General features: G+C 60.8%; 22 protein-coding genes, 1 tRNA gene and 1 other RNA gene. 7 read left to right on the top strand and 17 right to left on the bottom strand.

Going from position 1 to position 22,690, the window contains the following annotated elements:
* Positions 1-65 precede the first annotated feature (65 nt).
* From ACTRWK_RS03695 to hemE, 5 genes are all read right to left on the bottom strand, one after another.
* A complete protein-coding gene (locus tag ACTRWK_RS03695; protein WP_037941225.1) occupies positions 66-1,382 on the bottom strand; it encodes a TRAP transporter large permease in 1,317 nt (438 codons plus the stop codon).
* 1 nt (position 1,383) lies between these two features.
* Positions 1,384-1,965 carry a TRAP transporter small permease gene (locus ACTRWK_RS03700; RefSeq protein WP_005850008.1) on the bottom strand — a complete coding sequence of 194 codons (582 nt, stop codon included), beginning with the start codon at positions 1,963-1,965 and terminating at the stop codon, positions 1,384-1,386.
* A 95-nt stretch (positions 1,966-2,060) separates the two neighbouring features.
* A complete protein-coding gene (locus ACTRWK_RS03705) occupies positions 2,061-3,095 on the bottom strand; it encodes a TRAP transporter substrate-binding protein (protein WP_037941222.1) in 1,035 nt (344 codons plus the stop codon).
* Positions 3,096-3,309: 214 nt separating this feature from the next.
* A tRNA-Met gene (locus ACTRWK_RS03710) sits at positions 3,310-3,386 on the bottom strand.
* 62 nt (positions 3,387-3,448) lie between these two features.
* A complete protein-coding gene (gene hemE / locus ACTRWK_RS03715) occupies positions 3,449-4,498 on the bottom strand; it encodes a uroporphyrinogen decarboxylase (protein WP_289081633.1) in 1,050 nt (349 codons plus the stop codon).
* A gap of 109 nt (positions 4,499-4,607) precedes the next feature.
* Between hemE and hemC the strand changes: the two genes are divergently transcribed.
* Together hemC and ACTRWK_RS03725 are read left to right on the top strand one after the other, a co-directional pair.
* Positions 4,608-5,561, top strand: coding sequence for a hydroxymethylbilane synthase (hemC, locus tag ACTRWK_RS03720; protein WP_289081632.1), 954 nt, complete (start codon positions 4,608-4,610; stop codon positions 5,559-5,561).
* Positions 5,562-5,663: 102 nt separating this feature from the next.
* Positions 5,664-6,230: a fasciclin domain-containing protein gene (locus tag ACTRWK_RS03725; RefSeq protein ID WP_037941218.1), complete on the top strand. Its 567-nt coding sequence runs from the start codon at positions 5,664-5,666 to the stop codon at positions 6,228-6,230.
* Between the two features lie 107 nt (positions 6,231-6,337).
* Here the strand turns inward: ACTRWK_RS03725 and hemF are convergent, their stop codons facing one another.
* The 4 genes from hemF to clpS are packed head-to-tail and all read right to left on the bottom strand — an operon-like array spanning position 6,338 to position 9,426.
* Entirely contained in the window at positions 6,338-7,231 is an 894-nt protein-coding gene (gene hemF, locus ACTRWK_RS03730; protein ID WP_289081631.1) for an oxygen-dependent coproporphyrinogen oxidase, read from the bottom strand.
* Positions 7,232-7,258: 27 nt separating this feature from the next.
* Positions 7,259-8,059: an SDR family NAD(P)-dependent oxidoreductase gene (locus ACTRWK_RS03735; RefSeq protein WP_005850022.1), complete on the bottom strand. Its 801-nt coding sequence runs from the start codon at positions 8,057-8,059 to the stop codon at positions 7,259-7,261.
* A gap of 29 nt (positions 8,060-8,088) precedes the next feature.
* A complete protein-coding gene (locus ACTRWK_RS03740) occupies positions 8,089-9,081 on the bottom strand; it encodes a class I SAM-dependent methyltransferase (RefSeq protein ID WP_005850024.1) in 993 nt (330 codons plus the stop codon).
* Positions 9,082-9,084: 3 nt separating this feature from the next.
* Positions 9,085-9,426, bottom strand: coding sequence for an ATP-dependent Clp protease adapter ClpS (gene clpS / locus ACTRWK_RS03745; RefSeq protein ID WP_005850026.1), 342 nt, complete (start codon positions 9,424-9,426; stop codon positions 9,085-9,087).
* A gap of 90 nt (positions 9,427-9,516) precedes the next feature.
* Here clpS and ACTRWK_RS03750 point away from each other — a divergent pair, with 90 nt between their 5' ends.
* Positions 9,517-10,209 carry an HAD family hydrolase gene (locus ACTRWK_RS03750; protein WP_132998173.1) on the top strand — a complete coding sequence of 231 codons (693 nt, stop codon included), beginning with the start codon at positions 9,517-9,519 and terminating at the stop codon, positions 10,207-10,209.
* Positions 10,210-10,454: 245 nt separating this feature from the next.
* Complete coding sequence (locus tag ACTRWK_RS03755; RefSeq protein ID WP_462843793.1) at positions 10,455-11,963, top strand: D-alanyl-D-alanine carboxypeptidase family protein; 1,509 nt, start codon at positions 10,455-10,457, stop codon at positions 11,961-11,963.
* 11 nt (positions 11,964-11,974) lie between these two features.
* On the opposite strand, the gene ACTRWK_RS03760 is transcribed toward ACTRWK_RS03755, so the two are convergent.
* From ACTRWK_RS03760 to ACTRWK_RS03780, 5 genes are all read right to left on the bottom strand, one after another.
* Positions 11,975-13,573, bottom strand: a complete 1,599-nt coding sequence (locus ACTRWK_RS03760; protein ID WP_289081628.1) for an ABC transporter ATP-binding protein — start codon at positions 13,571-13,573, stop codon at positions 11,975-11,977.
* On the bottom strand, positions 13,570-14,676 hold the full coding sequence (locus ACTRWK_RS03765; protein ID WP_260003896.1) for an ABC transporter permease: 1,107 nt from the start codon (positions 14,674-14,676) through the stop codon (positions 13,570-13,572). Before ACTRWK_RS03765 ends, ACTRWK_RS03760 begins: the two co-directional genes overlap by 4 nt.
* Positions 14,677-14,681: 5 nt before the next feature.
* Positions 14,682-15,770, bottom strand: coding sequence for a microcin C ABC transporter permease YejB (locus tag ACTRWK_RS03770; protein ID WP_005850034.1), 1,089 nt, complete (start codon positions 15,768-15,770; stop codon positions 14,682-14,684).
* 9 nt (positions 15,771-15,779) lie between these two features.
* On the bottom strand, positions 15,780-17,729 hold the full coding sequence (locus tag ACTRWK_RS03775) for an extracellular solute-binding protein (RefSeq protein WP_064215880.1): 1,950 nt from the start codon (positions 17,727-17,729) through the stop codon (positions 15,780-15,782).
* A gap of 187 nt (positions 17,730-17,916) precedes the next feature.
* Positions 17,917-18,426 (bottom strand): c-type cytochrome, encoded by a 510-nt coding sequence (locus ACTRWK_RS03780; RefSeq protein ID WP_005850037.1) that lies wholly within the window; start codon positions 18,424-18,426, stop codon positions 17,917-17,919.
* 132 nt (positions 18,427-18,558) lie between these two features.
* Between ACTRWK_RS03780 and ACTRWK_RS03785 the strand changes: the two genes are divergently transcribed.
* Positions 18,559-19,407: a prephenate dehydratase gene (locus ACTRWK_RS03785; RefSeq protein ID WP_037941199.1), complete on the top strand. Its 849-nt coding sequence runs from the start codon at positions 18,559-18,561 to the stop codon at positions 19,405-19,407.
* 23 nt (positions 19,408-19,430) lie between these two features.
* On the opposite strand, the gene ACTRWK_RS03790 is transcribed toward ACTRWK_RS03785, so the two are convergent.
* Positions 19,431-19,898, bottom strand: a complete 468-nt coding sequence (locus ACTRWK_RS03790; RefSeq protein WP_005850040.1) for an SRPBCC family protein — start codon at positions 19,896-19,898, stop codon at positions 19,431-19,433.
* A 36-nt stretch (positions 19,899-19,934) separates the two neighbouring features.
* Entirely contained in the window at positions 19,935-20,903 is a 969-nt protein-coding gene (gene nudC / locus ACTRWK_RS03795) for an NAD(+) diphosphatase (RefSeq protein WP_348001939.1), read from the bottom strand.
* Between the two features lie 148 nt (positions 20,904-21,051).
* On the opposite strand from nudC, the gene ffs reads away from it, so the two are divergent.
* Positions 21,052-21,149: signal recognition particle sRNA small type (ffs, locus tag ACTRWK_RS03800), an RNA gene on the top strand.
* Positions 21,150-21,403: 254 nt separating this feature from the next.
* Here the strand turns inward: ffs and ypfJ are convergent.
* Positions 21,404-22,249, bottom strand: a complete 846-nt coding sequence (gene ypfJ / locus ACTRWK_RS03805) for a KPN_02809 family neutral zinc metallopeptidase (protein WP_462843794.1) — start codon at positions 22,247-22,249, stop codon at positions 21,404-21,406.
* Positions 22,250-22,312: 63 nt separating this feature from the next.
* Here ypfJ and ACTRWK_RS03810 point away from each other — a divergent pair, with 63 nt between their 5' ends.
* Entirely contained in the window at positions 22,313-22,675 is a 363-nt protein-coding gene (locus ACTRWK_RS03810) for a DUF202 domain-containing protein (RefSeq protein ID WP_005850045.1), read from the top strand.
* Positions 22,676-22,690 lie beyond the last annotated feature (15 nt).

Genomic DNA, 22,690 nt, shown 5'->3' on the forward strand with positions numbered 1-22,690 from the left:
CCATTCCCGAAATGAAAGGGCCGCGTCAGACGCGGCCCTTTTTCATGTCACATCGCTGTGCCCCGTCAGGGCAGCAGGAACAGCGTGATCGCGGGGAACATCACCAGAATGATCACCCGCACGATGTCGGAGCCGACAAAATACATCACGGCCTTATAGGTCTCTGTCATCGGGGTTTCACGGTCCATCGAGTTGATGATGAACAGGTTCATCCCCACCGGTGGCGTGATCAGACCGACCTCGACCACGATCAGCACAAGGATGCCGAACCAGATCGCCAGATGCTCTGTGCTCATCCCGAAATCCATCGCCGAGATGACGGGGAAAAAGATCGGCACTGTCAGCAGGATCATCGACAGGCTATCCATCAGGCAGCCGAAAACGAGGTAGAAGACAAGGATCACGACCAGCACGAACCACGGGCTATAGCCCTGCCCCACGACCCAGTCAGCCATGAACTGCGGCACGCCCGACAGGGCCAGAAAGCCGTTATAGAACCCCGCCCCCAGCACGATGAAAAAGATCATCCCCGTGGTTTTGGCCGTGCCCATCAGGCTTTCGCGCAGGACCGCCCAGTTCAGACTACCCGCCAGCAACGCCGCCAGACCGGTGCCCGCAGCGCCCACAGCCGCGCCTTCGGTCGGGGTGAACCAGCCCAGATAGATGCCGCCCACGACGACGAAAAAGATCACCAGCACCGGCCATGTATTCGCCAGCGCCTTGAAGCGGTCCCCCATGGGCACCGCAGGGCGCACACCCGCGGATTTGGGGTTCAGACGTACGTAGATCGAGATCGTGATAACATAACCGATGGCCGCCAGCACACCGGGCAGGAAGGCCGCCAGAAACAGCTTGGCGATATTCTGTTCTGTCAGGATCGCATAGATCACCAGAATGACCGACGGCGGGATCAGGATGCCCAATGTCCCCCCCGCGGCCAGTGTCGCGGTGGAAAACCCGCCGGAATAGCCATAGCGGCGCAGTTCGGGCAGCGCGACCTTCGACATGGTCGCCGCTGTCGCCAGCGAGCTGCCGCAGATCGCGCCAAAGCCCGCGCAGGCCCCCACGGCCGCCATCGCCACACCGCCGCGACGATGGCCCAGAAAGCTTTCTGCCGCTTTGAACAGGGCTTGGCTCATCCCCGATAGGGTCGCGAATTGGCCCATCAGCAGGAACATGGGAATGATGCTCAGCGAATAGCTGGAAAACGTCGTATAGGTCTCGGACTTGAGCTTTGACAGCAGCGGCGTGGGGTTGCCCCCCATCGCCAGATACCAGCCGCCAAACCCGCACAGCAGCATCGCCAGCCCGATAGGGGCGCGCAAAAAGATCATCAGCAGCAGCACAGGAAAGGACCAGAAGCCCAGTTCTAGGTTGGTCATCTTAATGGGCCCCTTGTTCGCTGGGAAGAATATCGGTGCCGCGGATCGCCTCTATCACGCGGATCACGGCGCAATAGACAGACACAACACTGGCAATCACGCCGGACGCAAAGCTGGCGGCATAGGCCCACCACACCGGAAATTGCAGGAACAATGTCGTCTCGCCATTGCCAAGATAGCGTTGCATCCCCTCGTAGAGACGCCAGATGATCAGCACGATCACCGCGGCCAGAACGACCTCCCAAAAGGCCATGATCCAGCGGTTCACCCGCGCCGGCAGGAAAGAGGTAAACACATCCACCGTGGCATGGGCGCCGTAATACTGGCAGATCGGCAGGAACGAGAAGATGGCGAAGGCGACCCCCGCCTCCAGCAATTCATAATTGCCGTTGATCTCGCCGATGCCCATGTCAATCAGCCCCTGCGACAGGCCGGTCAGCTTCTCCTGAAAGAAGGGGCTATGCAGCATCTTGTTGACCGTGCGCCCGATGATAGAGGCCGTGGTCATCAGCACCAGTGCCATCAGCACCAGCCCTCCGATCACGGCGGTAAAGCGGGCAAGAAAATATATCAGCCGACGCATGGTTCTCTCAATCTTGTCTAGGTATTTTGGGGTGTATCAAGCAATCAGGCCCGCGGCGCAGGAATGCACCGCGGGCCTGCTATCGTCGTCAGGGATTATTTGCCGTAGGCATCCATCAGTTCACGCGCCTCATTGATCAGCGCCTGACCGTCGATGCCCTTGCTGTCCATATCGGCAATCCAGCTGTCATAGATCGGCTGCGACGCGTCGCGCCAGACTTGGGTCTCTTCTTCGTTCAGCTCGACAATGTTGTTGCCCAGATCAACCGCGACCTGACGCGCAGGGCCATCAGCATCCGCCTGCGTGCCCCCCGCAAAGACCGAGAATTCCAGACCGGAGTTTTCATCCAGAACCTTTTTCAGCTCATCCGACAGCCCGTCATAACGGTCCTTGTTCATCGCCAGCACGAAGGTCAGCGTATAAAGTGCAGCACCGTCAAATTCGGTGTGGTTCTTCACCAGTTCCGGCACTTTCAACGATGGCGTCACTTCCCACGGGATCGTGGTGCCGTCGATCACGCCCTTGGACAGACCCTCGGGAATCGCCGGAACCGGCATGCCCACTGGCGTCGCGCCGGTAATCTCGAGCAGCTGGTTCACCAGACGCGACCCGCCGCGAATCTTCAGACCCTGCATATCGTCGGGCGACCGCACTTCGGTGTTGGTGTGCAGCATGCCGGGGCCGTGAACCCAAGTGCCCAGAATATGTACGTCCTTGAACTCGGTGTCTTTCATGTGCTTTTCGAACATCTGCCAATAGGCAGAGCTCGCCGCGCGGGCGTCGGTGACCATAAAGGGCAGCTCGAACACTTCGGTCGTGGGATAGCGGCCGGGGGTATAGCCCACCACGGTCCACACGATATCGGCCACACCGTCAATCGCCTGGTCCATCAGCTCCGGTGGCTTCCCGCCAAGCTGCATGGAGGGGTAGCGTTCAATCTTGATCTTGTTGTCGCTGGCGGCTTCGACCTTATCGGCCCAGACATCCAGAATAAGTTTGGGCACATTGGCCTGTGGCGGCAGGAACTGGTGCATGCGCAGGGTGACCTCTTGCGCCATCGCGCCGGTCGCGCTCATGCCAACGGCAAGGGCCGCACCCGCGATCCCCATCAGGGTTCTTCTCATCATCATTCTAATCTCCCGTGTTCAGTCAAAACGGACCGCTCTGTTGCCGAGCAGTTCCGAGCCTTTAGCTGAGTGACACTCTGACACCAGCGACAGGGGATTATCAATCACCTCCGGTACAAGCAGATGAAAAACACGTAGCTCGGGAACACGACACACGACAGGCCATGCTGAACAACAGCTATCCTACAAAAGTCATATCTGTGCGGGGGGGGGGAGATGGTGGCGTTACCTGGATTTGAACCAGGGACCTAACGATTATGAGTCGTTCGCTCTAACCAACTGAGCTATAACGCCATCGGCGCTCCGAGTATGACAGGCTTCGGCCCCCGTCAAGAGCCAAAGCCAATCTTATTTGATTATTCGCCCTCGCGCACCGTATCAATCATGCGCTGCACGTTGTCAGGGTCGGCATCCGGCGTGATCCCGTGGCCTAGGTTAAAGATGTGCGGGCCCTTGGAAAAGGCTTTGACGATCTGGCGCGTCTCATCCACCAGCGCCTGCCCGCCGGTGACCATATGGGTCGATGCAAGGTTGCCCTGCACGCAACCGTCCACCTGCACATGTTTGGCCGCCCAATCCGCCGAGACGGAATTATCCAGCGCCACACAATCCACCCCCGTCGCCTTGGCGAACCCGATGTATTTATCGCCGGCCTCGCGCGGGAAACCGATGATCGGAATACTGGGGTGGCGCTTCTTCAGCTCTTGCGTGATCTCGCGTGCAGGGGCCAGCGCGTATTTCTCGAAAGCATCGCCCGGCAGCGACCCCGCCCAGCTGTCAAATATCTTCATCACCTCGGCACCTGCGTCAATTTGCGCAGACATATATTCGATGGTTGCCTTGGTAATCAGGTCCAACAGCTTCTCGAACAGGGCGTTATCCTGGGTGCGCAGCAGATGCGCAGGCCCCTGATCCTTGGTCCCCTGCCCCGCGATCATATAGGTCGCGACAGTCCAGGGCGCACCGGCAAAGCCGATCAACGTCGTCTCGCGCGGCAGTTCACCGGCAAGGTTGCGCACCGTCTGATAGATCGGGTTCAACGTCTCGTGGATATCGCCCACGGGCCGCAGCTGGTCAAAGTCCGCCTGTGTGGTGACCGTGGACAGGCGCGGCCCTTCGCCGGTGACAAACCACAGATCAGCGCCAAGCGCCTGAGGTACAAGCAAAATATCCGCAAAGAGGATCGCCGCATCAAACCCGTAACGACGGATCGGCTGCAAGGTGACCTCGGTCGCCAGCTCGGGGTTGTAGCACAAAGACAGGAAATCCCCCGCCTTCGCCCGCGTCGCCTTATACTCGGGCAGATAGCGTCCGGCCTGCCGCATCATCCAGATCGGCGGCACCGGCAGCGTCTCTCCGGCCAATGAACGCAGAATGGTTTTGCTTTGCGTGTCGGTCTGCGGCATCGGGGATTCCTACTCTTCAATGGTTTTGTCTTAGGTCAAGATGTAGCGCCGCGATGTCAAGGCAATGGCACCGCTTGTCAGATCAAATCCACACCCCTAAAGAAGAGCCATGACTGTGAACCTGCCCACCCCCGAAAACCCCATGCGCATCGGCACCCGCGGCTCGCCTTTGGCAATGGCCCAGGCCTATGAAACCCGCGCCCGTCTGGCCGCCGCGTTTGAGATCCCACAGGCGGCGTTTGAAATCGTCGTGATCAAAGTCACCGGCGATGTCATTCAGGATCGCCCGCTCAAGGACATCGGCGGCAAGGGCCTGTTCACCCGCGAAATCGAAGAAGACCTGCTGGCGGGCAAAATCGACATCGCCGTGCATTCGATGAAAGACATGCCCACGATCCAGCCGGGGGGCCTGCTGCTTGATACCTACCTGCCGCGCGAAGACCCGCGCGACGCCTTTGTCGCGCCCACCATCTCGGCGCTGGACCAACTGGCCGAAGGCGCGGTTGTCGGCACCTCCAGCCTGCGCCGCCGGGCGCAGCTGCTGCACCAGCGTCCCGACCTGCAGGTCGTCGAATTCCGCGGCAATGTGCAGACGCGGCTGAAAAAGCTCGCCGATGGTGTGGCCGAATGTACCTTCCTCGCCGTGGCCGGTCTGAACCGTTTGGGCATGCAACACGTCCCCGCCACGCCGATCGACGACACGCTTATGCTGCCCGCGGTCGCGCAAGGGGCCATTGGCATCGAACGCCGCGCCGGTGACCTTGATACCGAAACCATGCTCGCCGCGATCCACGACACCCCCACGGGCCAACGTCTGGCCGCCGAACGCGCTTTTCTGCTCACACTTGACGGATCCTGCGAGACACCGATTGCCGGGCTGGCCACGCTGGACGGCGACACGCTCCACCTGCGCGGCCAAGTCCTGCGCCCCGACGGGTCAGAGGCGATTGCCGGCGACCGCAGCGGCCCTATTGCGCAAGGCGGTCAGATGGGCGTCGATCTGGCGCAGGACCTGCTGGCCCAGGCAGGCCCCGGCTTCTTCGACTGGCACGTCAAAGGATAACATCCAAAATAAATTCGCGCTCTGTTTGAAACTAAGCGCAGCATGGCCCCGTTGCTTCGGCATGATCAACAAATGATCACGATATAAACCGAGGAGAACACCATGACTTTCGCTAAAAAGATGATGACCGCAACCGCAGCTCTGGCCCTGACTGCCGGTGCGGCTTTCGCCGACGAAATGAAGAACCCCATGGTCGGTGGTGCTGAAATGTTCGCCGACAAGAACATCGTTGAAAACGCCGTGAACTCTGCCGACCACACCACATTGGTTGCCGCTGTGAAAGCTGCCGGTCTGGTTGATACCCTCGCAGGCGAAGGCCCCTTCACCGTGTTCGCCCCCACCAACGCCGGTTTCGACCGTCTTGAGCCAGGCACCGTCGAAATGCTGGTCAAGCCCGAGAACAAAGAACGTCTGACCGAAATCCTGACCTGCCACGTAGTGGGCAAGGCCGTGATGTCCGACGCGCTTCAGGGCATGATCAAGGACGACGGCGGTGAGCACCCCGTGCCGACACTGGGCGGCTGCACGCTGCAAGCCTCCTACGCCGATGATGGCCGCATGAAGCTGGTGGATGAAAACGGCAACGCCGCCTTCGTAGAGATCGCGGACGTCAAACAGTCCAACGGTGTGATCCACGTTATCAACGGCGTGATGCTGCCAAAGCAATAAGCTGATACCGGTTTAGACGAAAAGGCCCCCGACCTGCACGGTCGGGGGCCTTCTTCATTCCAAATGGCAGCTATCCCGGGGGAGCCCGCAGGGCGGGGGCTGGCCCCCTAGATCCACTTCGCCAAAGGCGGCAGGCTCATGAGAACCGCATTGGCGTCATGGCCCGTTTCCAGCCCGAATTTCGTACCGCGGTCATAGACAAGGTTATATTCCGCATAAAGCCCGCGATGCACCAACTGCGCTTCTTTGTCTGCCTCTGACCAGTCTTGCGTGATCCGCTTTTGCACCAGCGGCAGATAGGCGGGCAGGAAGGCGCGGCCGATATCCTGCGTCAGGGCAAAATCCGCCTCCCAATCGCCTGTCGCGTGATCATCCATAAAGATACCGCCGACCCCGCGCGCGCGATGACGGTGCGGGATATAGAAATACTCGTCCGCCCAAGCCTTCAGCCGCGGGTAGAGATCGCTGCCATGAGGGTCCAGATGCGCCTTTTGCACGGCGTGGAAATGCGCGGTGTCTTCGTCATATTCGATGCAGGGGTTCAGATCGGACCCGCCCCCGAACCAGCTGGCATGGGGGGTCCAGAACATGCGGGTGTTCATATGGACCGCCGGGGCATGGGGGTTCTGCATATGCGCGACCAGACTGATGCCCGACGCCCAGAACCGCGGGTCTTCGGCCATGCCGGGGATGCCCTTGCGCGCCGCCATCGCGACCTGCGCGCGCTCTCCCAGGGTGCCGAACACCGTAGAGACGTTGACGCCGACCTTTTCGAACACACGCCCGCCACGCATCACGCTCATCAGACCGCCGCCCGCGTCACTGCCGTCGTCGCTGCTGCGTTTGGTCGGGGTCACCTCGAAAGTGCCCGGCGCGGCATCCGACAGCGGGCCCTCGGCGTGGCCACGCTCCAGCGTCTCGAATGCCTCCACGATCTGGTCGCGCAGGCTGCGGAACCACTCAGCGGCGCGGGTCTTCTCCGCCTCGAAATCAACGGTCATGCGCAAAGCCTTTCGTTACTGCGTATTCTAATGTGCCGGCGCGTCCACGGCGTCCAGCAAGGACCGCCCCCCGTCCACAACGATCACTTCGCCTGTCAGGAAACTGGAGCTGTCGGCGGCAAGATACTGGATCGTGTCGGCCAGCTCTGACGGCGAAGCGATGCGCCCCAGCGGCGTGTGGTTGCGGATGTCGTCGCGCCACTCGCGGTTCTCGGCGCAAGACGCTTTCAGCGACCCGCTCATCACCGACCCGAAGGCCACGGCGTTCACCCGGATGCGATGCGGGGCCAGCGTCAGCGCCATCGACCGTGTCATCTGCTCAAGCGCTGCCGCCGCCATGGAATAGGCCATCAACTCGGGCCGCGTGTGCCGCGAGGTGGTCGAGCTGAGGTTGACGATGCTGCCCACGCTGCCGTCTTCCTTGCCCTCGGACTGTTTGATCATGCGTTTGGCGACCTGCTGCGTCAGCTGCATCGCGGTCATCACGTTTTCCTGCCACAGGGTTTCAACGCTGGTATCATCACTGTCCAGCGCATCCGTCGGCAGGAACTGCCGCGAGGCATTGACCAGCACGTCGACCTCGTCGAAGGCGTCAATGGTGGCAGAGACGAGGTTCGCAATCGTCAGACGTTGCCGCAGATCGCCCGCGAAAAAGCGGATGTTGCCGTCGTCCTTGGCATCGCCCAGCTGTTCGACCAGCGCTTTCTCGTCGATGTCGGCACACATCACATTTGCGCCCTTGTCGGCGAATTGCCGGGCAATCGCCAAACCGATGCCGTTCGCGGCCCCGGTGACGATGACGCTTTTGCCAGAGATTGAGAATGACATAAATCGTTCCTTAATCAGGCGCGGCCCGCCTATCGGCGTTTGCGCAAAGGCCGTGCCGCGTGAAACAGTTTGAACCGCGCATCGCCGCCGATTTCCTCGACATGGGCGAAACGGGTTTTGAGCTCTGCCTCATAGGGCAGATGACGGTTCGCGACCATCCACAGCTTGCCTTGGGGCGACAGGATGCGTGCTGCCGTGGCAACAAACGCCTGCCCGATCTGCGGTTCAGCCGCGCGACCGATGTGGAAGGGCGGGTTCATGATCACGCTGTCCATGCGGTGGGGCGGCTCCCAGCTTGTGGCATCCTCCCATGCAAAGGACGCGCGATCATCGGTGACATTGCGGCGCGCACATTCCAGCGCCATATGTCCCGCTTCAACAAGATAAAGGTTCTTGATGTCAGGCCGTGTCAGCGCATGGGCCGACAAAAAGCCCCAACCGGCCCCCAGATCGGCAACCTCGGACCCGAGCTTCTCGGGCAAGGCATCCACCAGCAGCGCCGAGGCCAGATCGACGCCATCGGCAGAAAAGACCCCCGGCGCGGTCCAGAACCCGCCTTCGGTCAGCTCCGGCCCCTGACGCCAGTCGGAAAAGAACTCCGCCGCCGGTTCCGAGATCCAGAACATCTTGCCGTGAGCCTTTGAGATCGGGCCCTGCACGGTCACACGGTCGCGCATCTCGCGCAGGACACTATCGGCACCGTCGGTCTTTTGCCCGTCGATCACAACGATCCCGTCGCAGACCTCGCAGGCGGCGGCGATCACGGCGCGGGCTTCGGCCTTGGCGCGTGGCAGGCAGACGATACAGGCCGCATAGCGGTCCTTGATGGTGCGCACGACATCATAGCCGCGCGCGGCCCATGCGTCATAATCCGGTTTGAAATCATGGATAATCTGCACGCGGTCTTTGTCCAGACCTGGCAAATCACTGTCACGGGGGGGCTGAAAGACGGCAATCGTCCCTTCAGCTGGCAACTCAAGACCACCGCCGTCAAGCGCCAGTTGCAGACGTGCATCAATCACGTGTTATTCTTCTTTTTCCATGGTGCATTGCAGCGGATGCTGGTGACGCCGGGCGAAATCCATCACCTGTGCGACTTTGGTTTCCGCGATCTCGTGGCTGAACACGCCCACGACCGCCAGCCCTTTTTTATGCACGGTCAACATGATCTCGAAGGCTTGGGCATGGTTCAGCCCGAAGAAGCGTTCAAGCACGATCACCACAAATTCCATCGGGGTGAAATCGTCGTTCAACAGCATCACCTTGTACAAAGGCGGCCGCTTGGTCTTTGGTTTGGTCTTGGTCAACAGATCGGTTTCGTCGTCGTCCCGGTCTTTGCCCGCCATCATAAGATCATCAAGGCGCATTGCTGCTCCTGCCTGAGAAGTCGTTTCAAGTGAGTCGTGTAGGCGTCTATATAACCCTAAAGCAGAATTAGAAAAGAGGGCGCGCCAAAGATGGGCAATCCGCTAACGACCATCGGTTTTGATGCCGATGACACTTTATGGCACAACGAACGCTTCTTTGCTTTGACACAGGTCAAATTCGCGGAACTTCTTGCCGATTACACCGACCGCGACAGCCTGATGGACCGGCTGCTGGAGGCAGAGCGGCGCAACATCCCCCACTACGGCTTTGGCATCAAGGGGTTCACCCTCTCGATGATCGAAACCGCGATAGAGATTACCGAGGGCCGCGTGCCGGCCGATGTCATCTCCGAACTGCTGGCGGCGGGGCGGGATATGCTGGCCCATCCGGTCGAACTGCTGCCCGATGTGCGCGAAACCCTCGAAACCCTGCAAGACGATTATCGGCTGGTGCTGGTGACCAAGGGCGATCTGCTGGATCAGGAACGCAAGCTCGCTGAATCCGGGCTGCGCGATATGTTCACCGCGATTGAAATCGTGTCGGACAAGACCCCGCAAACCTACCAGCGCATCTTTGATACCCACGGCGACGGCCCGGCCCGCGGCATGATGATCGGGAACTCCATGAAATCGGACGTGGTGCCGATGATCCACGCGGGCGGGCATGGCGTCTATATTCCCCACGGCGTCACCTGGGCGCTGGAGCATGCCCCCGCCCCGAGTGATTCGCCCCGCTTCCACCAGATCACGCGCCTGTCCGAAGTGGCAGAACTGCTGCCCTGATCGCCGCTGTATTCTCGCCTTACCTTCGCTGCGTTGCCGCCCAACTCTTGCCACATTCCCGCCACAATCGCCCCTATAGTGGCGGAGTTTTGGGCATACGCTATATGTGCTGCGCGGAAATCGCCGCTTTTCCGGGCTGCACCACATCGAACGCCTTTATCGAAAACACGTCCTATGGTAACCTTACCTTAATAATAATGGTCAGTTGAAAAATCGACGGCCGAGGCAGAGCAAAGGCAGTTATGATGAGAGTGCGGCGTGTGCAGCCAGCCCGGTATGGGCTATTTATTCTTGCGGCTATATGGATCTTGCTGATCCTGCCGCTCAGCGCAATGGCGGCCCCCTATGCCGCCTATGTGATCGACGCCCGAACCGGCGAAGTGTTGCACTCCCGAAACGCGGATACCCGTCTGCACCCGGCCTCCCTCACCAAAATGATGACACTTTATATCGCATTCGAGGCGATTAAACGTGGTGAGATCTCGCTCGACAGCAAGGTCAAGATCACCAGCCACGCGGCGTCCGAACCGCCCAGCAAATTGGGGCTGAAATCGGGCCAGACCATCGCCCTGCGCTACCTGATCCGCGCCGCGGCCGTCAAATCTGCCAATGACGCCGCCACCGCCATCGGGGAAGCCATCGAAGGGTCCGAAGCCAAGTTCGCCCGCCGCATGAACCGCACTGCCAAGGCGCTTGGCATGACCAACACCACCTTCAAGAACGCCCACGGCCTGACAGAATCCGGCCACATGTCGACCGCACATGACATGACCATCATGGGCCGCCACCTGCTGTATGATCACCCCGAATACTACAACCTGTTCTCGCGCATCACTGCCGATGCGGGCGTGCGCAAGGTCAGCCACACCAACCGTCGCTTCCTGTCGTCCTACAAAGGCGCCGACGGGATCAAGACCGGCTACACCCGCGCCGCTGGCTTCAACCTCACCGCCTCGGCGGAACGGGGCAATGAACGCATTATCGTGACCGTCTTCGGCGGCACCTCCACCAGCGCGCGGAACGCCAAAGTGGCCGAGTTGATGGATCTGGGCTTCCGCCGCGCCCCCTCCAGCGCACCGCTGAAAAAACCCTCCAAACCTGCTTACGCCGATGTCGAAGATACGCCCGTCGCGTCTGACGGGGCCGCGGGCAAGGTCATCCGCCTCGTGGGGGCCGTCACCACCTCCAAACGTCCCACATTGCGTCCGGGCCACCAGCCTCAGGTCGTGGTTGCCACCGCAGAGGTGCCCCAAGCGACCTCGCCGATCCTGAACTCAGACATCACCGCCGCGCTGAAAGAGGCGCAGAAAACCGCGCCGCCCGTCGTGGCAGAGGCCCCTACCCCGACACCGGAACCCGCAGCAGAGGCGGAAACCCTGCTCGCCTCGGTCTCGGTCCGGCCCACGCTGCGCCCCTCGGCTGCCGCATCGCTGGTTGAAACCGCCGCGGTCAAACAGGTCACACCCAAAGCGCCCCCCGCCCCCGAGGTCATCACACGCGTGTCGACATCTGGTGGCCGTCACTGGGGCGTGAATGTGGGCCGCTATCCCAGCCGCTATGCCGCCGAGAAAGTGCTGCTGAAAACCGCATTGTCCGAAATCTCGACCCTCGACGGCAGCCTGCGCAAAGTCGTGCGTCGCCCGCAAGGGTTCGACGCCAACTTCCTTGGCATGACCCGCGAGACAGCCGATCTGGCCTGCCGCCGTCTGGTCGCCCGCAATGTGAACTGCTTTATGATCGGGCCAAGCTCTTAAGCTTGGCCTGCTCAGGTCGTCGCCTGTAGCAAGGTGCGCGTATAGTCTGACTGCGGATTGTCATACAGCGTATCGACATCGCCGTATTCGACCACATCCCCCCGCTTCATCACCATCACCTTATGCGACATCGCGCGCACGACCTTCAGGTCGTGGCTGATGAACAGATAGGCCAGCCCGTATTTGCGCTGCAGATTGCGCAGCAGGTCCACGATCTGCACCTGCACGGTCATATCCAGCGCCGAGGTCGGCTCGTCCAGCACCAGCAGCTTGGGCCGCAGCACCATCGCCCGCGCAATCGCGATCCGCTGACGTTGCCCGCCGGAAAACTCGTGCGGATAGCGGTCCATCGTGGCCGGGTCCAAGCCCACCTCGATCATCACATCGCGCACCAGGTCGCGCGGATCGCGGTCGGGGTCCACCTTATGCACGCTCAGCCCTTCGGCGATGATCTGCATACAGGTCATCCGCGGCGACAGGCTGCCGAACGGATCCTGAAACACGATCTGCATATCCTTGCGCAACCGCCGCAACTGCCGCGTGGACCAACTGCGCACGTCCTGCCCCATAAAGCTGATCCCCCCTTCAGAGGAGATCAAGCGCATGATCGCCAGTGCCAGCGTCGTCTTGCCCGACCCGGATTCACCCACGATACCAAGGGTTTCCCCCGCGCGCACCGACAGCGACGCGTCGTTTACCGCCTTCACGTGATCCACCGTCTTGCGCATGAACCCCTTCTGGATCGGGAACCAGACCTTCAGATGATCGGTGCTGGCGATCACCTCGGCATCCGGTGCAACCGGGTCCGGTCGGCCCGACGGCTCCGCCCCCAAAAGCTTGATCGTATAGGGGTGCTGCGGGTTGTCAAAAATCTCCTGCGTGGGGCCGTGTTCGACAATCTCGCCCTGTTTCATCACGCAGACGCGGTCGGCAATGCGGCGCACGATACCCAGATCATGGGTGATGAACAGCAGGCCCATGCCTTCGCTGTCTTTCAGCTCTTTCAGCAGGTCCAATATCTGCGCCTGAATGGTCACGTCCAAGGCCGTGGTCGGCTCATCCGCGATCAGCACATCGGGCTTGTTGGCCAACGCCATCGCGATCATCACCCGTTGACGTTGCCCACCCGACAGCTGATGCGGGTAGGCACCCAACCGGCTTTCCGCATCCACGATCCCGACCTTGTCCAGCAGTTCAAGGATACGCGCCCGCGCCTCGGCCCCCGCCACGCCCTGATGCAGCGCCAGCGATTCCGCCAGCTGCTTTTCGATCGTATGCAGCGGGTTCAGCGAGGTCATCGGCTCTTGAAAGATAAAGCTGATGTCATTGCCACGCACCTTGCGCAGCAGCTTGTCGCTCGCCCCGACCATCTGCTGCCCGTCATACAGCACCGACCCCGACACCTCGGCACTGTCGCCCAACAGCGATACGGTGCTCAGCGCCGATACGGATTTACCCGAGCCGGACTCCCCCACCAGCGCCACGGTCTCCCCGCGCTGCACAGCAAAGCTCACGCCCTTGACCGCATGGGTCAACGCGCCTTCCTGACGGAAGGAGACGCGCAGGTCATCCACTTGCAGCACCGCGGCGTTCTGGGTCGAAGGCGTCATGAGAACGTCTTTCTCGGGTCAAAGGCGTCGCGGATCCCTTCAAAGATAAAGATCAGCAGCGACAGCATGATGGCAAAGGTGAAGAACGCGGTGAACGCCAGCCAGGGCGCTTGCAGGTTCTGCTTGGCTTGCAACGTCAGCTCCCCCAGGGACGGGGCCGACGACGGCAGGCCGAAGCCCAGAAAATCAAGGATCGCGAGCGTGCTGATCGTGCCGGTGATGATGAACGGCAGCATCGTCAGCATCGCGACCATCGCATTGGGCAGCATGTGGCGGAACATGATCGTCATATTCCCCACCCCAAGCGCGCGCGCCGCACGCACATATTCAAGGTTCCGCGCGCGCAGGAATTCGGCCCGCACCACACCCACCAGCGATGTCCAACTGAACAGCACCAGCAAGAACACCAGCAGCCAGAAACTGCGCCCCAGAATGGCGAACATGATGATGATCACATAAAGCGACGGGGTCGAGGTCCAGATCTCGATCACGCGCTGGAAGATCAGATCCGTCCAGCCGCCAAAGAACCCCTGCACCGCCCCCGCGATGATCCCGATCAACGATGCCGCCCCCGTCACAATCAGGGTAAAGATGATCGACAGCCGGAAGCCATGAATGACCCGCGCGAGCACGTCGCGTTTGGTGCCATCGGTGCCCAGCAGGTTCTGCCCGTTCGGCGGCAGCGGGGCCGCGCCCGGCCGGTCCACGGCGGTGTCAAAGCTATAGGGGATGGGCGGCCAGATCGACCAACCCGCCGCAATCGGCTCGCCCGCGACCTCGCCATCCTGCGCGTCCTCGATGATCCCCTCGGGGTCGTCCAGACAGTCGATCAACCCGCCCGAGGCAATCAGACATTGCACTTCGGGGTCGCGGTACACCGCTTCGGTCAGGAAATCGCCGCCGAACTCGGTCTCGGGGTAGAACTTGAAGATCGGCATGTAATAGTCGCCGCGATAGTTCACGAGGATCGGTTTGTCGTTGGCCACAAATTCAGCGAACAGCGAGATGCCAAACAGGATCGCAAAAATCCAAAGGCTCCAATAGGCGCGACGGTTACGGGTAAAGTTACGCCAGCGGCGTTGGTTCAGCGGGGATAGCGCCATCGGGTTCAGCCCTCGCGTTTTTCAAAGTCGATGCGCGGGTCGACGACCACATACATCAGGTCAGACAGGATACCGACCAGCAGACCGATAAGGCCAAAGATGAACAGCGTCCCGAAGACGATCGGATAATCCCGCGCAACCGCCGCCTCGAACCCCAGACGGCCCAGGCCATCAAGGCTAAAGATCGTCTCGATGATCAGCGAGCCGCCAAAGAACACACCGATAAAAACCGCTGGAAAGCCCGCGATCACGATCAGCATCGCGTTGCGGAAGACGTGGCCGTACAACACCTTACGCTCTGATAGCCCCTTGGCCCGCGCCGTGACGACATATTGCTTCTTGATCTCGTCGAGAAAGCTGTTCTTGGTCAGCAAGGTCAGCGTCGCAAAGGCCGAGATGGTCGAGGCCAGCACCGGCAGCGTGATGTGCCAGAAGTAATCCGCGACCTTGCCCAAGGGGCTCAGCTGGTCAAAGTTATCCGAGGTCAGCCCCCGCAGCGGGAATATCTGCCAGTAGGACCCGCCCGCGAACAGCACCAGCAGCAGGATCGCGAACAGAAAGCCCGGGATCGCATAGGCGGCGATAATCGCGCCCGATGTCCATGTATCAAAGGCCGTGCCATCCTTGACCGCCTTGCGGATGCCAAGGGGGATCGACACCAGATAGGCAATCAACGTGGACCACAGCCCCAGCGTGATCGACACGGGCAGCTTTTCCTTGATCAACTCGATCACGCTGATCGACCGGAAATAGCTGTCGCCGAAATCGAACCGCATGTAGTTCCACAGCATGTTCACGAACCGCTCTACCGGCGGTTTGTCAAAGCCGAACTCTTTCTCAAGCTCCGCGATGAATTCGGGCGGCAGGCCCCGTGCGCCAACGTAATTCTCGTTGCCGCCGGTATCTGCGGCATTCCCCGCATCCGATCCCCCGCCAGAGAACCCTTCGAACACGTCCCCACCGCCCTGAATACGCGCAATCGCCTGCTCAACAGGGCCACCCGGCACAAACTGCACCAGTGCAAAGTTGATCAGCATGATCCCAAGCAACGTCGGTATGATCAGCAACAGCCGTCGAAGAATATATGCGCCCATGGCCGGCGTTTACCTCAGTGCGCCTGCAGCGCGCAAGGCGTCTGCTTTATCGGCATTGTACCACCAGAAATCGAGGTAGCCCAAAGCGTAAGGCGGCTGCGTTTCAGGGTGTTCGTATTGGTCGTAATAGGCGGTCCAGAAACTGTCGTTATACCAGGTCGGGATCATGAAAAATTCATAGCGCAGTGCCCGATCCAGCGCCATCAGGCTGGCGTCCTCTTCCTCTTTCGTGTCGGCGGCCAGCGACGCGGTCACAATCGCATCCACCAGCGGGCTGGCAAGCCCCGCAGGGTTAAACAGCGAATAGGCGGCCGCCTCTGACCCATAGCGTTGTTCCAGCCCGGTGCCTGTGCCCAGAAACGCCCCATAGCTGTCATAGACCATGTCGTAATCGCGGTCCCGTTCGCGGGCCGTGTATTGGGAACTGTCGACTTTCTCGAGCACGGCATCAATGCCCATGTTCTGCAAATTCGACATAAAGTTTTCGATCACCGCCGACAGCGTCGCAGACCCCGAGGAGTTCAGCAAAAACCGCAACTGCAAGGGTTTGCCCTGCGCATTATAGCGTTTGCCGTCATCGCCCACGGCCCAACCGGCCTCGTCCAGCAGCTTCATTGCGCGGCGCAGGTTGCGACGGTCCGACAGGCGGCTCGCGTCCGACGTATGCGGCACCACCGCGTCTTGCGTCAGCAGTTCGGGCGGCACGACATCGCCAAGGCTTTCCAGCAGCGCCAGTTCCGCCCCTTGGGGTGCGCCCGTGGCCATCAGGGGCGTGTCCTGCGTAAACGACGCCCGCTGTTTGAACAGCCCGTATTGCAGCGATTCATTGGTCCATTCAAAGTTGAACCCCAGGGCCACGGCCTCGCGCACGCGCTTGTCCTGCAAGACCTCGCGGCCAAGGTTGAACACGATGCCCGAGGGCGTAGGAGGCGACCCGTCGGGGATATCCTCTTTGACCACCTGCCCCGCGGTCACCTTGGGGAAGTCATAGGACGACGCCCATTGTTTCGAGCTGCCCTCGGTGCGGAAGGTATATTCACCCGCTTTGAAGGCCTCGAAAGCGGAATTCTCGTCGCCGAAGTATTCGACGCGGATTTTATCGAAATTGTTGCGGCCCACGTTGAACGGCAGGTCCTTGCCCCAGTAATCGGGGTTGCGTTTATAGACGATGCGACGGTTCACATCGATACTGTCTATCATATAGGGGCCCGACCCGGGCGAGGTTTCCAGCCGCGATTCGTCGAGCCGCGCGCCGGTTTCCTCGTACCATTTTTTCGACCACGCCGGCACGCCGCCGACCTGTTCGATCAGGCTGCGCCGGGACACGCCGGGGCTGAAATAGAACTTGATGGTATAATCGTCGATCACCTCGACCTTGGGGATCAGCTTGCGCACTGCATCGGCATAGGATTTCAGCCCCTGATCCAGCAGCAGGTTGTGGCTGAAGGCGATGTCATGGGCCGTCACCGGATCACCGGTCGAGAATTTGGCGTCCTTGCGCATGTGGAACACCACCCAATCCTTGCTCTCGGGGTATTCAAGGCTCTCGCACAGCAGGCAATAGGCTTCGCCGTAAACATCGGCGGGCACGATCTCTCCGCCGACGCCCTCGCCGAGCAGGCTTTCATACATCACCGTGCTCAACGCACCGCCACGACCCTTGCGCGAATAGGGGTTCATCGAATCAAACGTCCCGAGGGTAGAGATCGAAATCTCGCCGCCCTTGGGGGCGTCGGGGTTCACATAGTCGAAATGGGTGTAATCGGCGGGGTATTTCAGATCGCCGTAAAAGGAATAGCCATGCGCGGTGATGATCTTGTCACTGCCCTGCGCGGCGTCATCCTGCCCCCAAGCAGCACCGCCCAGCATCGCGGCCCCGAAAACAAGCAAGGCCGCACCAGCGACGCGCAGCATGGGGGTTTGCGATTTTGTGTCAGCGCGGGCATGGGTCCGGGGCATCGGGCGTATCCTTTATAACAACAGGCGATAGACAAGGGTCGTCGCGGCAGATCACTGCCGGATACACGCTAACGGCCCGACCGCCCAAGTTACAAGTTGCGAATATGTTACCTGACTGAAAACAGGGCACTTCACAGCAAAAGGCCGCCCACGAGGGGGCGGCCTTGCAATCGGAATATGGGGTGGATCAGTTGTCCAGGCTGTCGAGATAGGCGATCACATTCGCCCGGTCTTCGATCTTGGGCAGACCCGCGAAACCCATCGTGGTGCCTGGCGCGAAACCGGCAGGCTTGGTCAGGAAGGCGTTCAGGTTCTCGGGGGTCCATGTCTCAGCCACTTTCTCAAGCGCGCCGGAGTAGGACGCATACCCGTCAGCGGAATCAACCGGACGCCCGACAACACCGTAGAGGTAGGGACCAACCGCATTCGCACCATCTTCAACCTTGTGACAGGCCGAACATTTGCGGAAAACCTTTTCACCCTTGGCCGGATCAGCGGCCGCCATGATCTCGGCGAAATCGACTTCTTCAGCGGGCTCACCGCCACCAGAGGCGTCTGCCACTTCAATGACATAGCCTTGTTCGCCATGCGCTTCGGCATGATAAAGCTCTTCGCCCGCGAATTTGCCAAGCAGAAGGACAAGCCAAGCGCCAAACAGGCCGGCAGCGATTTTGGTAACGGTCATTGTATCGAACATGCGTGAAGGTCCATCGTTGGTATTCGGGCATCGTATTGCAGGCGTATCTATTGCTTTCCCTTCGTCGGGGCAAGGTGTAGTTACCGCGACCAAACGCCATAGTTGGCAACGGCTTGAAGAAGGATGCCCCTGATGACCAGTAAAACCGCGCCGCGCATCGCTTTTCAAGGTGCTTTGGGGGCCTATAGCCACGAAGCCTGCCTGCAAGCCCGCCCCGACATGATCCCCGTGCCCTGCATGACCTTCGAAGGGGTGATCCGCGCCGTGCGCGAAGGCCGCGCCGATCTGGCGATGCTGCCGGTCGAAAACTCGACCTACGGGCGGGTTGCGGACATCCACCGGCTGTTGCCGCAAAGCGGGCTGCGCATCATCGCGGAGGCCTTCGTGCGCGTGCGCATCAGCCTGATGGCCCATGACGGCGTGAAGCTCGAAGACATCAAACACGTGCGCGCGCATATGGTGCTGATCCCGCAGGCGCGCAGCTGGCTGGACGCCCATGGCATCACCTCAGAGGCAGCGGCGGATAGCGCAGGGGCTGCGGCGGATCTTGCGGTGTCGGAGGAACGCGATGTCGGTGTGCTGGCAAGCGAGGTTGCGGCGGATATTCACGGGCTCAAGGTGCTGGCTCGCGACATCGAGGATCTGGACCATAACACCACCCGCTTTTTGCTGATGTCGCCCGAGCTGGACCAGACCCGCCGTGCGGAAAACATGCTGACCACCTTTGTCTTTCAGGTGCGCAACATCCCGGCGGCGCTTTACAAGGCCATGGGCGGTTTCGCGACCAATGGCGTCAACATGACCAAGCTGGAAAGCTACATGGCGGGCGGGTCGTTCACGGCGACACAGTTCTATGCCGATATCGAAGGCCACCCCGAAGACCCCGCCGTTGCCCGCGCGCTGGAGGAGTTGGCGCATTTCACCAACTTCATCGATATTCTGGGCGTCTACCCCGCGCATCCCGACCGTCACGGCCAGTAAGTGCGGCAATCACCGCAAACCCCCTAGCGGGGTTTGTGGTAGCGGTCTTCCATGTCCTTGGCGTAGTCGCCGACACGTTTCTTGAACTTCTTGGTCAGCGAATTTTTGGCCAGCTTCAACGACTGCACCAGCAGACGGGCCGACAGGTTTTGCGGCTTGAGCTCTAGCGCGACCATGATGCGGGTGCGGCTGCGTGACAGGGCGACGAGATCAAAGCTCATGTCGCCGGTCAGCCCCTGCGAACGGGTGTTCAGCTTCATTTCGGTCGGGCGGTCAAAACGGTCCATCTCGACCTGAAGCTCGCGTCGTTTGCCGCGCATGTCAAAGGCAGCTTCCCACTGCATCCCCGGCCCCGCTTCCGCCAGCCGGTCCACGCGCTGCACCTCTGCGCCGCGGCGCATGGCGGCGCGTTCGAACTGGTCAAATTCGCACAGCATGTCGAATACCGCATCAATCGGCGCGTCGATGTCTTCTTTGGTGGAAAATTTCATGTTCTGCCTTGTTCGTCGTCTTTCCCGAAGGTTGCCTTAATCCAGCGTATCCGCAAGCCAGTTTTCCAGCAGGAAATGCGCAATCGCCCCCTTTCGGGCCGGTTTGATCTTGGGGTGTTGCCCGGCAAAGACATCCATCATGTCCTCTTTGGACACCCAAAGGGCCTCTTCGATCTCTTTGGGGTCGATGGTGATCTCGTGGCTTGTCGCCTCTCCGGCGCAACCGAACATGAGCGACGCGGGAAACGGCCAAGGCTGGCTGGCAAGGTAGCTGACCTGACCGACCTGCACGCCCGCCTCTTCAAACACCTCGCGGCGCACGGCGGCTTCGAGCGTTTCACCCGGTTCGACAAACCCCGCCAAAAGCGAGAACATCCCCTCGGGCCAGCCCGGCGACCGCCCCATCAGGACAGAGTTGCCGTGGGTAATCAGCATGATCACAACCGGATCGGTGCGCGGAAAATGCGACGCGCGACACGCGGGGCAGTTGCGTTGCCAGCCTGCGTCATTCACCACGGTTTCAAAGCCGCAGCGGGCGCAGTAGCCGTGGTTTTCGTGCCACGCCAGAATGGCCTTGCCGGTCGCGGCGAGTTCGGCGTCACGCGGATTGAGCCACGTCATCACGCGGCGCATTTCGACGAAAGCATAGTCGGGCGGCAACATCGGGTGGCGCTGTTCGCTTTGATCCACGAAAGACCCCAGCTGGCGCGGGTCGAAGTCATCGGGCATCCACGGCGACAGGTCATAGGCAAACCGCGCGGCCCCCTCTTCGCGCCCCAGCAAGATCGGAGCAGAGCCGGCATCCGCCAGAACCGGGTGATCCAGCGGCAAACGCACAACAGACGCGGGGCGCGCGGGGTCGATCAGGACCTTGCCCCGCCAGAACAGAATGGCGCGGGCGGCGTCATCGGCGCGCAATGCGGCCACGGCCTCCTTGTCGGCGCGAACCTCTCCGGCGCGGTCAAGCGCTGACCCTCCGAAAGTGACCGTCTCGGCGTGCTTCATGCGTATCCTCCCGTTTGCGTGCACCATGCCTATTGGCCAAACCGCGCGATGCCAAGGCTGCATGGCGCCGTGCCCGCTAAAAACGCCCGAGATAAAAACGCCTTTGGGCCCGTCTTGCATCCCATCCGGCCCTATACTATATGGGCGGTGAGAGGTTGGTGCGGGCAGGTGCCTCGCCAACCCGGTCAGATCCGGAAGGAAGCAGCCGTAACGAGACCCACTTGGGTCGTTATCAGCCTCTCACCCCAGCGTATTTTGCGCAGCAAAATACGCGTCGCCCCGCAGGGTCATCCAAAGGATGGCCCGAGAGGGGCACCCCACCCTGCCATAATATAGATTGCTTATTGTCCCTGCCCCGCAGTGCCTCAATGCCCCGCAGCGCCTCGATGCGTTTGGCTATCGGCATTTCGGCACAGCCACAGGCAACAGGTCAGGTTACCCATGGGTAACTTAACCTGTTGTTTATACTCATTATTTTTCCGTTATAGCACCGAACGCTGTTACAGCTGCTCTGCCGCGAATGTGTCGCATTGGCCAACCTGACCGCTGTCGAACCCGCGCTGGAACCAGCTTGAACGCTGCTCGGACGTGCCGTGGGTAAAGGTGTGCGGCTGCGGGACGCGACCGGCCTGACGTTGCAGGTGGTCATCGCCGATCTTGCGCGCAGCGTTCAATGCCTCGTCCAGATCGCCCCGCTCCATCAGACCTTTGACGTTCTTGGCCCAGATCCCCGAGAAACAATCAGCCATAAGCTCGAGCCGCACGGTCAGGGCGTTCGCCTCGGCCGTAGAGGATTGGCGGCGCAGCGCGTTGACCTTGGGCAGGATTCCCAGTTCGTTCTGAACGTGGTGGGCGACCTCGTGGGCAATCACATAGGCGGCGGCGAAATCCCCGCCTGCCCCCATGCGCTGCGCCAGAAGATCAAAGAATTGCGTGTCGATATAGGCCTTTTCATCCGCAGGGCAGTAGAACGGCCCCGTCGCGCCAGAGGCCCCGCCACAGGCACTTTGCGTGACGTTGGAAAAGACAACGAGCTTGGGCGGCACGTATTCACGACCCAACTGCTGTGGGAAAATCTCGCCCCAGACATCTTCGGTGGTGGCAAGCACCTGCGCGGTGAACTGCGTGGCCCGCGCGTCAGAGTCAGAGACCGGCGCGCCCTGCTGGGTTTGCGGCGCGGCGCCCCCGTTCAGCAAGGGCGATACGTCGATGCCGGTGAAATAGCCGATCGCCAGCACCGCCAAGACGCCGACGATCCCCAGACCGCCCGCACGCCCGGCACCGCCCCCGCGCCCGCCGCGGCGGACCTCAACGTTTTTGCTTCTTCTGATGCCGCGCAACCGCATAAATCTGTCCCCGTTATGTCAAATATTATTGTCAGCGTAACGCGCGACGCGCACAATAGTTCAATGAATAAAAGCAATGATCTGGCCGAGAACCGCACCGACTGGGCCGAAGACCGCACGATTTTGGCGAACGAGCGCACCTTTGCAGGATGGATGCGCACGGGGATGGCGTCGCTTGCGGTGGCGATCGGGCTTAAGGCGGTGTTCGGTGATTTTGATCCGACCTGGGCCGCGAAAAGCGTGGCGACGATCTTTGTCGTCGCGGCGGTCTATATCTTCTGGGCGGCCCATGATGCGGCGACCAAGACGCTGGACCGGCTGAACGACCACCATGCCAATGCGCAACCCAATGCGCGGATGAAGACGCTGGCGGTGATTTTCAGCTTTGCCTCGGTTGCGGTTGGCGGCATCCTTTGGATGCTCTAGGTTCAGGGCTTCAAT

The sequence above is a fragment of the Sulfitobacter sp. G5_S2_6_S6 genome (genome assembly GCF_054968505.1).

Bases quoted from the DNA above. Each gene is read 5' to 3' on its own strand.
- ACTRWK_RS03695 (WP_037941225.1), bottom strand. From the start codon at position 1,382: ATGACCAACCTAGAACTGGGCTTCTGGTCCTTTCCTGTGCTGCTGCTG.
- ACTRWK_RS03700 (WP_005850008.1), bottom strand. From the start codon at position 1,965: ATGCGTCGGCTGATATATTTTCTTGCCCGCTTTACCGCCGTGATCGGA.
- ACTRWK_RS03705 (WP_037941222.1), bottom strand. From the start codon at position 3,095: ATGATGATGAGAAGAACCCTGATGGGGATCGCGGGTGCGGCCCTTGCC.
- hemE (WP_289081633.1), bottom strand. From the start codon at position 4,498: ATGCCGCAGACCGACACGCAAAGCAAAACCATTCTGCGTTCATTGGCC.
- hemC (WP_289081632.1), top strand. From the start codon at position 4,608: ATGACTGTGAACCTGCCCACCCCCGAAAACCCCATGCGCATCGGCACC.
- ACTRWK_RS03725 (WP_037941218.1), top strand. From the start codon at position 5,664: ATGACTTTCGCTAAAAAGATGATGACCGCAACCGCAGCTCTGGCCCTG.
- hemF (WP_289081631.1), bottom strand. From the start codon at position 7,231: ATGACCGTTGATTTCGAGGCGGAGAAGACCCGCGCCGCTGAGTGGTTC.
- ACTRWK_RS03735 (WP_005850022.1), bottom strand. From the start codon at position 8,059: ATGTCATTCTCAATCTCTGGCAAAAGCGTCATCGTCACCGGGGCCGCG.
- clpS (WP_005850026.1), bottom strand. From the start codon at position 9,426: ATGCGCCTTGATGATCTTATGATGGCGGGCAAAGACCGGGACGACGAC.
- ACTRWK_RS03750 (WP_132998173.1), top strand. From the start codon at position 9,517: ATGGGCAATCCGCTAACGACCATCGGTTTTGATGCCGATGACACTTTA.
- ACTRWK_RS03755 (WP_462843793.1), top strand. From the start codon at position 10,455: ATGAGAGTGCGGCGTGTGCAGCCAGCCCGGTATGGGCTATTTATTCTT.
- ACTRWK_RS03760 (WP_289081628.1), bottom strand. From the start codon at position 13,573: ATGACGCCTTCGACCCAGAACGCCGCGGTGCTGCAAGTGGATGACCTG.
- ACTRWK_RS03765 (WP_260003896.1), bottom strand. From the start codon at position 14,676: ATGGCGCTATCCCCGCTGAACCAACGCCGCTGGCGTAACTTTACCCGT.
- ACTRWK_RS03770 (WP_005850034.1), bottom strand. From the start codon at position 15,770: ATGGGCGCATATATTCTTCGACGGCTGTTGCTGATCATACCGACGTTG.
- ACTRWK_RS03775 (WP_064215880.1), bottom strand. From the start codon at position 17,729: ATGCCCCGGACCCATGCCCGCGCTGACACAAAATCGCAAACCCCCATG.
- ACTRWK_RS03780 (WP_005850037.1), bottom strand. From the start codon at position 18,426: ATGTTCGATACAATGACCGTTACCAAAATCGCTGCCGGCCTGTTTGGC.
- ACTRWK_RS03785 (WP_037941199.1), top strand. From the start codon at position 18,559: ATGACCAGTAAAACCGCGCCGCGCATCGCTTTTCAAGGTGCTTTGGGG.
- ACTRWK_RS03790 (WP_005850040.1), bottom strand. From the start codon at position 19,898: ATGAAATTTTCCACCAAAGAAGACATCGACGCGCCGATTGATGCGGTA.
- nudC (WP_348001939.1), bottom strand. From the start codon at position 20,903: ATGAAGCACGCCGAGACGGTCACTTTCGGAGGGTCAGCGCTTGACCGC.
- ypfJ (WP_462843794.1), bottom strand. From the start codon at position 22,249: ATGCGGTTGCGCGGCATCAGAAGAAGCAAAAACGTTGAGGTCCGCCGC.
- ACTRWK_RS03810 (WP_005850045.1), top strand. From the start codon at position 22,313: ATGAATAAAAGCAATGATCTGGCCGAGAACCGCACCGACTGGGCCGAA.